This is a genomic window from Haloferax sp. Q22, from assembly GCF_001482285.1.
Classification (GTDB): Archaea; Halobacteriota; Halobacteria; order Halobacteriales; family Haloferacaceae; genus Haloferax.
The window spans coordinates 91610-104027 of record NZ_LOEP01000014.1; the positions used below are offsets into that span (position 1 = coordinate 91610).

Genomic DNA, 12418 nt, shown 5'->3' on the forward strand with positions numbered 1-12418 from the left:
ATTTTTCATTGACGACCCCGACCATAGTAGCACATCCGTATAACTACCTTCTGTTCAAGGGTCTGGGTAGGATTATCATGTCAGACTCAGAGGCGAGAACGGCGAGAGAGGAGTGGGGAAGCCGGTTCGGCTTCCTCATGGCGATGCTCGGCGCGATGGTGGGCGCGGGCAACATCTGGCGCATGCCGTTTACGACGGGCGAAAACGGCGGCGGCGCCTTCCTCGTGGCCTACATCCTCCTGTTGTACCTCATCGCGGTTCCCGGACTGATGGCCGAGACGATGATCGGCCGCTACACGAACAATGGGGTCATCGGGGCGTTCAAGCAGGTTCTCGGGAGCAAGCGGGCGCAGGGCCTCGGCCTCGTGGTCCTCATCGTCAACGTGGCGCTGATGTCGTACTACGCGCCCATCATCGGCTGGGCGCTCTACTACGCCGGTCACTCGGTGCTCATGACGTTCACCCAGCCGGGGTTCCAGCCGCAGGCGTTCTGGGACGGATTCATCAACAACCCGGCGCTCGTCGTGGGGATGCACACGGTAACGATGGCCGGTCTGGCCGGCGTTCTCGTGTTTGGCATCCGCCGCGGCATCGAGCGCGTCGTGAAGTGGATGATTCCGTTGCTCGTCGTCGCGCTCGTGGCCGTCTCGATTCGCGGCGTCACGCTCCCCGGCGGCATGGAGGGAGTCGCGTTCGTCTTTACGCCCGATTGGGGCTACCTCACCCGCGGCAGTACGTGGGTCGCGGCGCTCAGTCAGGCGCTGTTCTCGACGGGTCTCGGGTGGGGTATCGCGCTGACCTACGGGAGCTATCTCAGCCGGTACGACGACGTGCCGCTCGGCGGCGGCCTGTTCACCGCGATCGGGAACACGAGCATCGGTCTGCTCGCGGTGTTCGCCACGTTCCCCGTCGTCTTCGCGTTCGGACTCGAACCGAGCGCCGGGTCGAACCTGCTTTTCATCTCGATGGCGCAAGTGTTCCCCGAACTCCCCGGCGGGAGTCTGTGGGCCATCGTGTTCTTCGTCTCCTTCTTTTTCGCGACGTTCACCTCCGGCCTCGGCATCACCGAAGTCGCCGTCACCACGGTTTCCGAGGAGACGCGCCTCTCGCGGACGGGTGCCGTGCTCGCGTCCTGTGGCGCCATTTGGGTGCTCGGCCTCCCGAGTGCCTACTCCTCGGCGTTCCTCGGGCGGATGGACTTCATGTTCGGAAGCTTCGGCCTCCCGCTGGCGACGCTGTCTATCATCGCGCTCGTCGCGTGGAAGTTCGGCCCCGAGCGCGCCCGCGTGCTCGACCTCAACCGCAACGCCGGCATCTACGTCGGCTCGTGGTGGAACCCGGTCGTGAAGTACGTCATCCCCGTCGTGATGATGTTCATCCTCGGCTACGGCGTCTACTCCAGCATCGGAACCGCGAACCAGCGGTTGATGTTGCTCGGCGTCGCGTTCATGGGCGCACTCGTCGTCGTGAGCACGGTCGTGATGAGCGTCGTCGGCGACGAGCCACCGTCCGGTTCCGCGGCGGTCCCGGGAGGTGACGACTGACATGGCGCTGTCGACGCTCACGTGGGTCTCGATGCTCGTCTCGCTTCTCCTGTTGCCCGGCGTTGCGGCCGCGGTCCTCGTCAGGTCACTCCGCACCGAGGAGCGCAAACTCGCGCTCTTACGGGAACAGGGCGACGTCGATAGCTACTCCCCGCGGGCGCTTTCCGACCTCCGCGAGTGGATTCGCGCGAACCCCGACGACCCCTACGCGCCGATTGCCCGTCGCCGCTACAACGAATGTGTGCGGTCGCTTCGGGGGATAGATAAACCCCATTACGACTGGTCCGACGAACAAATCGCCCGGCTCGAACTGGTGGACGAATGAGCGGGCGCGACGCCGACACTGACACCGAGTCCGTCCGCGAGCGCGACGACCTCGCGTTCGACGACCTCACCACGGACGCGTCGTTTACGACCATCGACACGCACACCGAAGGCGAGCCGACTCGCATCGTCGTCGACGGCATCGACCGCTCGGCGCTCGTGGGTGACTCAGTTCGGGAGCGCCGGGACTCGTTCGCCGAGACCCACGACTGGGTGCGCGACCTGCTGATGCGAGAGCCCCGCGGCCACGACGACATGTTCGGGGCCGTCGTCGTCGATGCCAACCACCCCGACGCGGACGTGGGCGTCTTCTTCATGGACAGTCGAGGCTACCTCGACATGTGCGGCCACGGGACCATCGGCGTCGTCTCTGCGCTCCTCGAACTGGGCCGACTCGACCGACGCGAGACCGTCTGCGTCGAGACGCCGGCCGGACTCGTCGAGGCGACGCCCGAATACGCGTCCGACGGCGGCGTCGAGTGCGTCACGATAGAGAACGTCCGGTCGTTCGTTTACGACCGGGCGACCGTCCCGGTCTCGTTTCTCGACTCGCCGCTCTCCGTCGACGTCGTCTACGCGGGCAACTTCTTCGCGCTGGTCGACAGCGACCACCTCGACCTGCCCGTCGAACCACAGCACGCAGCGACGTTCGTCGATTGGGGCCTCGAAATCCGCGACGCCGTCAACGAGCGCCTCGATATCATCCATCCGCTCACCGGCGAGGAGGGCTCGGTCTCGATTACCGAGATATACGGCACGCCCGAGGACGTAGACCGGAGCATCGTCGTCTTCGGCGAGGGACAGGTCGACCGCTCTCCGTGCGGGACCGGGACGTGCGCGAAGATGGCGCTCCTCCACGACGCCGGCGCGCTCGACATCGGCGAGTCGTACCTCCACGAGAGCATCGTCGGCACGCGTTTCGAAGGCAGACTCGTCGCGGCCGACGAACGCGACGGCGTGACGCTGACGACGCCGCTCATCACCGGGTCGGCCCGCATCACGGGGAAACACACGTTCGTCAAGGACGCGAAAGACTCGCTTTCCGGGTTCAGTATCTCGGCGGAGTAGCGGGCTCCGACCGCTCTTTTTCCGGCTTAGTCCATCCCGCTCGATAGCTCCACGTCGTCGTTCTCTAACTCGCCGCCGGCCGGCGTCCCGCGGACGTCGCCCTCACGCCACGTTCCCCGGCGGAACCAGAGCCACGCGATGAGCGCGCCCACGACGTTCGAGACGAAGAACGCAATCCAGATGCCTCGCACGTCGGTGCTTCCGAGGAACCAGAAGTCGGTCGGCAGGAGCCCCTGCGACGCGACGAAGGCGACCGGAAGCCGGATACCGGCGAGCGCGACGACCGATATCACCGCGGCGATGAGCGTCTTGCCTGCGCCCCGGAAGCCGCCGGTGAACGCCCGCATGATGCCGATGAAGCCGAACGACAGCGAGACGTACCGCAGGAACTGCGCGCCCACGTCGAGGACCGCAGCATCGGTGGTGAACACCGAGACGATGGGCTCAGGAACGAGGAAGATGGCGAGTCCGAGCAGGCCGAGGACGAAGAACAATCCCTTGGCTGCGACGTAGTTCGCCTGCTCGGCGCGGTCGTACTTCCCCGCGCCGATGTTCTGGCCGGACATCGTCTCGACGCCGCGCGCGACGGCGATGGCCGGGAGAAAGATAACCGAGAACACCCGGGTGCCGATGCCGAACGCCGCGACGACGGAGGTCGAAAACAGGCCGACGACGATGAGAAGTGCGTTGATAGAGAGCGCGCGACCCGTCCCCTCGATGCTGGCCGGGATGCCGATGCGGAGAATCTTCCGCAGGTACCGGAAGTCCGGGCGCATGTCCGTGAGGTGAATCTGGATGCCTCTGGTGCCCGACACCATGATGGCGATGCCGACGACCATCGCGAGGACCCGCGAGATGACGGTGGCGATGGCCGCGCCCTGAATCCCAAGTTCGGGGAACTGGATCGGCCCCAGCGCCCAGCCGTTGATGAAAAACGGGTCGAGGACGACGTTGAGGACGACGGTCCCGAACATCACGAGCATCGGGGTGATGGTGTCGCCCGCCCCGCGCATCAGCGAGATGAACACGAAGAAGCCGAACATGAACGGCAGGCCGAGCGCGATGACCTGCATGTAGGCCGTCGCGCCCGGGAGTACGTCCGGCGAGGCCCCGAGGAAATCGAGGAACGGACGGACGAGGGGGTAGCCGACCGCGCCGAGCACCACGGACCCGAGAAACGCGAACGTGACGGTCTGGGAGGCCGCGTACTCGGCTTTGTCCGTCTCGTCGGCCCCAGTGTGTTGGGCGACGAGGACGCTCCCGGCGACGGACAGTCCCATCCCGAGCGAGATGAGGAGGAACACCATCGGGAAGGCGAACGAGATGGCCGCGAGAGCCTCCGTGGAGTACTGGCCGAGCCAGAACGTGTCCGCGAGGTTGTACGCCGTCTGGAGGAGGTTCGTGACGACGATGGGGAGCGACAGGTAGAGAAGCGGCCTGACGATGCCGCCCTCGGTGAGATTGAGTTCCTCTTGTCCCTTGAACAGGCTCATCGCTCCACCTCCGCGCCCGGCGTCCAGCCGAGGTGGAGTTCGAGGGCGTCCTCGACGACCCGCCGGGTCTCAGCGGGGTGTTCGCCGAGCGCGACGGCGCGGGCGTGTGCGCCGTTGCTCATGGTCGTGACGAGCCGCGCAATCTCCGCCGGGTCGGCCTCGTCGAACGCCCCGGATTCGACGCCGTCGCGGACGATGTCGGCGACGGTTCCGCGCATCACGTCGTCGAGGTCGAGGAAGCGCTCGCGGAACAGCTCGTGGTAGGGCGCTTGCGCCTTCAACTCCATGAGCGCCACGGGGAAGCCGTCGACGTCGGGCACCTCGGGGTTGAACACCGCGTCGAGAACCGCGTCGAGCCGCTTTCGCGGGTCGGACGCGCCGCACGACAACTTCGACTCGAATCGCTCGATTCGGTCGTCGAGGAAGGCGTTGAGGAGCTCCTCTTTCGTGTCGAAGTGGTAGTGAATCGCGGCGCTCGTCACCGACGACTCGTCCGCGATTCGCTGCATCGTCAGGCCGGCGTACCCGTGTTCGCAGAGCGCCCGGTTGGTCGCTTCGAGTATCTCGGCCCTGGTCTCTGCGTCCATCTTCTGTCCCGGCTTACTGACCGGTCAGTTAAGAGACTTTGGACCGCCAAACCCTTCGTTAGGGCGACTCACGGCCGGCCGTCTGCCAGAGTTTCTAAGTGGCTGACCCGGGTACTCGAGTGTAGTGCCTCTCTCACTGTCACCGTACGTGGGTGCGCTTCTGCTCGCGACCGTGATTTCCGCCTGGGTCGCGAGCTACGGCTGGCAGTACCACGACGAACCGACCGGGCGGTGGTTCGTCGCCCTCGCTCTGAGCGCCGGCGGTTGGTCGCTGTTCGAGGCGTTTTACCTCCTCGCCGACTCGGTGTCCGTCCGCCTCCTGTGGTTCGTTCTCGTCTTGATACCCGCGGAGGCGACGATCTTTTTCACCCTGCTTTTCGCCCTCGAAATCGCGGGCTACGAGCGGTTGGTCTCTCGCCGCACCGCCACGCTGTTCGCCGTGTGGCCCACGTTGACCGTCGTGGGGGCGGTAACGAACGCGCTCGGACTCCACGCGCTGCTGTGGGAGTCGCTGTCGTTTTCGACCACCGGTGGAATTACGACGGCCGATGTCGTCTATGGACCGCTGTTCTGGGTGGATATTGTCTACAGCTACGTCGCGGTCGGGGCCGCGCTCGTCGCCCTCGGAATTCACTGCCTGCGGAGCCGACAGATATACCGAAAGCAAGCGCTCCTCCTGTTCGTCGCGGTTCTCGTTCCCCCCATCGTCGGCGCGGTGTATCTCGTGGTACCGTTCTCGCCCGCGAACCCCATCGCCATCTCGTTCGCCGCCACGTCGTCGCTGCTCGCCGTCGGACTCTCGCGGTACCGAATCCTCGATATCAGCCCCATCGCGCGGGACCTCGTCATCGAGCGGATGGCCGACCCCGTCATCGTCGTCGACCGGAAGGGCCGGTTGGCCGACACTAACCCGTCGGCGAGGGCACTTTTCGACGTGGAGTCCTCGTCGCTGGGGGCCCCCGTGGCCGACGTGTTCGACGTGGAGGCCGCCGAGGCCCTCGAAATCGGAGGGGAGCTCCGGGTCGTCGACGACAACGGCGAGGCGCGCTACTTCGAGGTCGACAGGTCGGCCGTGACCGACGGCCGGGACGCGGTTCGCGGCCACCTGCACATCCTCCACGACATCACCGAGCGCCGCGTCCGCGAGCGGTGGTTCCGCGCGCTCACGGAGAACGCCTCCGACCTCATCTTCGTCCTCGACGCCGACGGCTCGGTCAGCTACCTGAGCGACTCGGCCGCCCAGACGCTCGGCACCGACGAGGACCCGAGCGAGGTGCAGACGCTCGCGCGGTTCCTCCACCCCGACGACGAGGACGCCGCCGTCGAGACGTTCCGGGAGGCGGTGGCGCGCCCCGACGAGGACGCCACCGCCGAACTCCGGTTCCGCAGTTCGACCCGCGGGTGGCGCGTCTTCAGCGTCCGGTGTCGGAACCTCCTCGACGACCCCGTTGTCGGCGGCGTCGTCGTCAACGCCCACGACGTGACCGACCGGCGAAAACACGAACAACAGCTCGAAACGTTCGCAAACGTTGTCTCGCACGACCTGCGCAACCCGCTGAACGTGGCGGAGGGCTACCTCGACTTGGTGAAGGAGGCAGAGCGCCCCGACCCGGACCACGTCGAGCGAATCGAGGCAGCCCACGAGCGCATGGGCGAGATTATCACCGACGTGCTCGCACTCGCTCGCGGCGGCACGGTCGACGAGCGCGAGACGGTCTCGCTCGACGCCGTCGCGACCGAGGCGTGGGCGAACGTCGACACCAAATCGGCCGCGCTCGAGGTGGCCGAAAGCGCGTCGTTCGCGGCGGACCGGACTCGGCTCCTCCAGCTTTTCGAGAACCTGTTTCGAAATTCCATCGAACACGTCGGCGACGGCGTGACCGTCACCGTCGGCCGACTCGACGACGACGCGGGCTTCTACGTCGAGGACGACGGCCCCGGCGTCCCGCCGGCGGACCGCCCGAAGCTCTTTGAATCCGGCTTCACGACCGCGGCCGACGGCACCGGCTTCGGTCTCGCAATCGTCCGCACCATCGCCGACGCTCACGACTGGTCGGTCGGATACGAGGACGCCGCGGACGCCGGCGCGCGGTTCGTGATTCGGGGCGTCGAACCCGCCGAGAACTCGGCGGCGGAGGCGGACGCGGCGTCGGCTGACGACGCCTGACTACAGTCCCGACCGGGTCGCCGCCGGGATACTACCAGGTCACCGGACTACCAGAAGCGGTTCTCGTCGAGCCGTCGCAGCGCCTCCTCGATGGTCGCCTCGTTGCGGGAGAAGGTAAACCGGACCCAGTCCGCGGACCCCTCGGTGTAGAAACTGCTCCCGGGGACAACCGCGACGCCGGCCTCGCGGACGAGTCGGTGCGCGAATTCGGTGTCGTCGCCGTCGCCCGGATAGCGCGTCAGCATGTAGTACGCGCCGTCCGGTTTCACGGGATCGAGGCCGACCTCTCGGAGCCCGTCGTACAGCAGTTCGCCGCGGCGCTCGTAGGAGTCCGAGAGGTCGTCGTAGTAGTCCGCCGGGAGCGACAGCGCTTCCACCCCGGCCCGCTGGAACGGCGTCGGCGCGCAGATGCTCGTGTAGTCGTGGACCTTCCGGAGTTCGGCCGACAGTGGCTCAGGTGCGAGCGCGAACCCGACGCGCCAGCCCGTCACGGAGTACGTCTTCGACATCCCCGTGCAGACGACGGTCCGGCCCGCGAGCCCGTCGATTTCGACGGGGCTGACGTAGTCGTCGTCGTAGACGATGTGCTCGTATATCTCGTCGGTGACGACGACGAGGTCTTCCTCGGCGGCGACCTCCGCGACGAGTTCGAGTTCGTCGGGCGAAAAGACGTTGCCCGTCGGGTTGTGCGGGTGGTTGAGAATCAGCATCGACGCGTCTTCGGCGGCGTCCCACAGCGCGTCGGCGTCGAGTTCGAGGCCGTCGGTGATGTCGAGCGGCATCGGCTCTCCCCCGGCGAACTGGACGGCCGGGATGTAGCTCTCGTAGGTCGGCTCGAAGTAGATGACGCCGTCGCCGGGGTCGCAGAGCGCGAGGAGCGTCGAGACCACCGCCTCGCTCGTCCCGGTGGTGATTGTGACCTCCGTTTCGGGGTCGTAACGGACGCCCTTCCACTCGGCGTAGCGTTCCGAGACCGCCTCGCGGAGTTCCGGCAGCCCCCACGTAATGGTGTACTGGCTCGACGTGTCGATTGCGCCTTTGGCCGCCTCCTTCACGCTTGCCGGCGTCTCGTCCTCGTCGGGGATGCCCTGCGAGAGGTTGATGGCATCGTGTTCGTGCGCCTCGCGGGTCATCTCTCGGATGACGGACTCGCGGGTTCCCGCGACGCGCTCGCTCCCGATGGGCCGGGAGAACGCGGTCGGATGTGGCATACGTGGGCTGGGACTGGCTGACACAAGAAGCTTGGCGGACGCCATCGGTAGCCCGAGTCACGCACACCGACGAACGTTTTAATGCGATGAGGCCGACGTAACTCCTGTATGTCGAACCGTCGTGGGCCGGACTTCGAAACGAGGATGGCCGAAGACGAGGAGATACCGCCTCCGGCGTCGTTCGTCGAACAGGCCACCGTCACCGACGGCACCGTCTACGACGAGTTCGAGGAGAACTGGCCCGGCTGCTGGGAGCGAGCGGCGGCGACGCTTGACTGGTTCGACTCCTACGAGTCGGTCCTTCCCGACGACGAACCCCCGTTCGAGTGGTTCGACGGGGGGACGCTGAACGCCTGCTACAACTGTCTCGACCGCCACGTCCAAACCGGGGCGAAGAACCGCGTCGCCATCAAGTGGGAGAGCCACCTCGGCGAGACGCGGACGTACACGTATCAGGACCTCTACCGCGAGGTCAACGAGTTCGCCGCCGCGCTCCGCGCGCAGGGCGTCGAGGAGGACGACGTGGTCACGCTCTACATGCCGATGATTCCGGAACTCCCCATCGCCATGCTGGCGTGCGCCCGCATCGGCGCGCCGCACAACGTCGTCTTCGCGGGACTGTCGGCGGACGCGTTGGCGACCCGACTGGAGAGCGCGGACTCGGCGTTCCTCGTCACCTGTGACGGCTACTACCGGAGAGGGAGCGCCATCTACCTGAAGAGCAAGGCCGACGACGCCCGTCTCAAGGCCGCCCACGACCTCGAGGAGATGGTCGTCGTCGAGCACCTCGGCGAGACCGAACATCTCGGAACGGGACAGCACACCTACGACGAACTGGTCGACGCCCACGCCGGTGCGGAGGTCGACCCGGTCGAACGGGCGGCCGACGACGTGCTGTTTCTCATCCACACGTCGGGGACCACCGGCGAACCGAAACGAGTCGAACACGTCACCGGCGGCTACCTCGCCCACGTCACGTGGACGTCGCAGACGGTGTTGGACCTCAAGCCCGAGGACACGTATCTCTCTACGGCGAACATCGGCTGGATTAGCGGCCACTCGTACGTCGTCTACGGGCCGCTGGCGCTCGGCACGACGACGGTGATGTACGAGGGTACGCCGAACTACCCGGAGAAAGACCGCATCTGGGACCTCATCGAAGAGAACGCCGTCGACGTGTTCTACACGGCTCCGACCGCGATTCGGTCGTTCATGAAGTGGGACACGTCGCTCCCGGCGTCGCGCGACCTGTCGAGTCTGCGCCTGCTCGGCACCGTTGGCGAACCCATCAACCCGCGCGCGTGGAAGTGGTACTACGAACACATCGGCGACGGGAACTGTCCCGTCGTGGACACGTGGTGGCAGACCGAGACCGGCGGTATGATGATAACCACTCTTCCGGGCGTCAAGAACATGAAACCCGGCACCGCCGGGCCGCCGCTGCCGGGCGTTGGCGCTCGGGTCGTGGACGGCCGCGGCGAGGAGGTTCCTGCGAACGAGGCCGGCTATCTCGTCCTTACGCGCCCGTGGCCCGGCATGCCGCTCGCGCTCCGACACGGCCACCGATGGGGTGAAGAGGCGGCGAAGCTCGACGTGGACGGCTGGCACTACTTCACCGGCGACGGCGCGAAAGTGGACGACGACGGCTATATCACCGTACTCGGGCGCGTTGACGACGTTATCAACGTCTCGGGTCACCGCCTCGGAACGATGGAAATCGAGTCGGCCATCGTCGGCGTCGAGGGTGTCGTCGAGGCCGCCGTCGTCAGCGTCGATGACGCCGACACGGGTGGTATCCACGCGTACGTCACGCTGGAGACGAGCGTTGCCGGGGACGACGACCTCCGCGAGCGAATCGGCTCGCACGTCCGCGAGCGCATCGGTCCGATTGCCACGCCGGACGCCGTCATCTTCACACCCGACCTCCCGAAGACGCGGTCCGGGAAGATCATGCGCCGGTTTCTCGAGAACATCACCAACGGCGAGGAGTTCGGCGACACGTCCGCGCTTCAGAACCCGGAAATCGTCGGCGAACTCGAATCCATCGTCCGAGACAGCTGACGACGTTTCGGATACTGCTACATACGCGAAATTTTGTTTCTGCCTCGGTGAGCGGTGCTCTTTCCTCTCCACTGGCTTCTCTGTGTGTCTACTTTCCTTTCACCGGAAGATTTAGTTCGCTCTTCGATATTATTCCGAAATGGATGCCGGGCGGAGACTCCGAACCGACGCCGTTGTCCGCGGGTGGGTACGAGCAACTGCGACGGTCGACCGAGACGTACCGCGAGGACCTCGTGCTTCGACTCGGCGCGGAAGTCGGACTCACGCCGGCCGAGATGAGTCAGTTCGAACCCTCCCACGTGACCCAGCGGCGACACCGGGGAACGGAACTCTACTTTCTCGCCGTTCCGACCGACGGCCGGGAGGCGTACCTGCCGACCGAGGTCGAACACGACGTTCGCAAGTACGTCACGACGACCGACATCGACGAGACTGAACGAGTGCTTCCGGTCACGCCGCGGCGTCTGCAGATGCTCGTGGCATCGGTCGGAACGCGGGCCGCCGAACGAACCGGTCGCGAGGGGTTGGCGGACGTTTCGACTCGCGACCTGCGTCGGCACTTCGCCCGAACGATGCTCGGTGATGGCGTCCCGCCGAGCGTCGTCATGCGAATCGGTGGATGGGACCGAATCGAGAGTCTCGCACCGCTCCTCGACGAACCGAGCGAAGACGAGGTGCTCGATGCGCTGTCGCCGGATGCCGTCGACAGTGGCGAGCGTCCCGCAGGCGGTGAATCCGACCGAGTGCGTCAGGTCGTCGAGACCGCCCGAAGCGTCGGGTCGGCACTCTCGGGGGTGAACACGCGAGGCGAGGTCGAACAGGCCGTCTGTGACGGACTCGCCGATTCGAGCCACTACCGTTTCGCTTGGATAGCGTCGGACGAAACCGATGCGCGAGCGTCGCTCACCGTCGCCGGACTCGACGAGGAATCGCTCGAAGCGGTCCGCCGGTCGCTCGCCAGTCGAGACACGGACTTCGCTCGACGCGCGTGCGATACCGGTGCCGTGCAGACCGTGCGTATCGACCTGCCGCCGAACTCCGAGAGCGGCCGCCTCGCTGTCGTCCCGCTGGTACACGGCGAAACCGCCTACGGCGCGCTCTACGTCGCGCTCGATGGCGAAGCGGTCCCCGACGCCGAGGCGGACGTGCTGGTGACGCTGGGTCGCCACGTCGGACAGGCAATCGCCGCCGCGGAGCGTCGGAAGCTACTCCTCGCCGACACCGTCGTTCAACTGGAGTTCGAATCATCGGACCAACAGGACGTGCTCGTCGGACTCTCCGCGGACCTCGGTTGTTCGGTTCGACTCCGCGGCGTCGTTCCTATCGAGGAGCGGTCGTTGCTGTGCTTTCTCACCGTTCGGGGGGCGACGACGGACGCGGTGTTTGACAAGTTACAAACGACACCAGCAGTCGAACACATCCGCCTCATCCGCGACCGGGGAACGGAGTCACTCCTCGAAGTCGCGCTCTCCACGGGGTCGACGATTACGACGCTCACGTCCTACGACGGAACCGTCTCGCGGTTCGTCGCGGAGGACGGCGTGGCCCGTCTCGTCGGCGAATTTTCGAACGAAGCGCCGCTCCGAGACGTGATGTCCGACCTGACCGACGCGTATCCCGCCACCGAACTCGTCTCGAAACAGGAGGTCGAACAGCCCACGCGAAACACCGCCGACTTTCGGGAGTCGCTCGTGGCGCGACTCACAGACAAGCAGCAGTCCGTCCTGCGAGCGGCCTATCTCGCCGGGTACTTCGAGTGGCCCCGCGGTAGTACCGCCGAAGACCTCGCGGATTCGATAGACATCTCGTCGCCGACGCTCCACCAGCATCTCCGAACCGCACAGCAGAAACTCATGACTGCGTTCTTCGACGACGACAGCGACGAACACACTTCGACCCTAAACCCTTAGGCGTGCGAGCGGTTGGCACACGAACGTTCATTATTGACTGAAATATTATCAAT

At 65.9% G+C, this 12418-nt stretch carries 9 protein-coding genes; 6 read left to right on the forward strand and 3 right to left on the reverse strand.

The window, feature by feature from the left end; all coding sequences use genetic code 11:
- The first annotated feature begins 77 nt into the window (after positions 1-77).
- From AM590_RS04780 to AM590_RS04790, 3 genes are read left to right on the forward strand one after another with little or no spacing between them, the layout of a single operon-like run.
- A complete protein-coding gene (locus AM590_RS04780; protein ID WP_082677666.1) occupies positions 78-1544 on the forward strand; it encodes a sodium-dependent transporter in 1467 nt (488 codons plus the stop codon).
- Between the two features lies 1 nt (position 1545).
- Complete coding sequence (locus AM590_RS04785) at positions 1546-1869, forward strand: hypothetical protein (RefSeq protein ID WP_058826473.1); 324 nt, start codon at positions 1546-1548, stop codon at positions 1867-1869.
- Positions 1866-2936: a proline racemase family protein gene (locus AM590_RS04790; RefSeq protein ID WP_058826474.1), complete on the forward strand. Its 1071-nt coding sequence runs from the start codon at positions 1866-1868 to the stop codon at positions 2934-2936. Before AM590_RS04785 ends, AM590_RS04790 begins: the two co-directional genes overlap by 4 nt.
- A 26-nt stretch (positions 2937-2962) precedes the next feature.
- On the opposite strand, the gene AM590_RS04795 is transcribed toward AM590_RS04790, so the two are convergent.
- Both AM590_RS04795 and AM590_RS04800 read right to left on the reverse strand, forming a co-directional pair.
- Positions 2963-4429: an MATE family efflux transporter gene (locus AM590_RS04795; RefSeq protein ID WP_058826475.1), complete on the reverse strand. Its 1467-nt coding sequence runs from the start codon at positions 4427-4429 to the stop codon at positions 2963-2965.
- Positions 4426-5016, reverse strand: a complete 591-nt coding sequence (locus AM590_RS04800; RefSeq protein ID WP_082677667.1) for a TetR/AcrR family transcriptional regulator — start codon at positions 5014-5016, stop codon at positions 4426-4428. The genes AM590_RS04795 and AM590_RS04800 overlap by 4 nt, the downstream gene beginning before the upstream one ends.
- A gap of 148 nt (positions 5017-5164) precedes the next feature.
- On the opposite strand from AM590_RS04800, the gene AM590_RS04805 reads away from it, so the two are divergent.
- The gene (locus AM590_RS04805; protein ID WP_058826530.1) at positions 5165-7183 is read left to right on the forward strand and encodes a histidine kinase N-terminal 7TM domain-containing protein; all 2019 of its coding nucleotides are present in this window, start codon (positions 5165-5167) and stop codon (positions 7181-7183) included.
- A gap of 47 nt (positions 7184-7230) precedes the next feature.
- Here the strand turns inward: AM590_RS04805 and AM590_RS04810 are convergent, their stop codons facing one another.
- Positions 7231-8394 (reverse strand): pyridoxal phosphate-dependent aminotransferase, encoded by a 1164-nt coding sequence (locus AM590_RS04810; RefSeq protein WP_058826476.1) that lies wholly within the window; start codon positions 8392-8394, stop codon positions 7231-7233.
- Positions 8395-8538: 144 nt separating this feature from the next.
- Between AM590_RS04810 and acs the strand changes: the two genes are divergently transcribed.
- Entirely contained in the window at positions 8539-10455 is a 1917-nt protein-coding gene (gene acs, locus AM590_RS04815; RefSeq protein ID WP_082677671.1) for an acetate--CoA ligase, read from the forward strand.
- Between the two features lie 143 nt (positions 10456-10598).
- A complete protein-coding gene (locus AM590_RS04820) occupies positions 10599-12365 on the forward strand; it encodes a bacterio-opsin activator domain-containing protein (RefSeq protein WP_058826478.1) in 1767 nt (588 codons plus the stop codon).
- Positions 12366-12418: the final 53 nt, after the last annotated feature.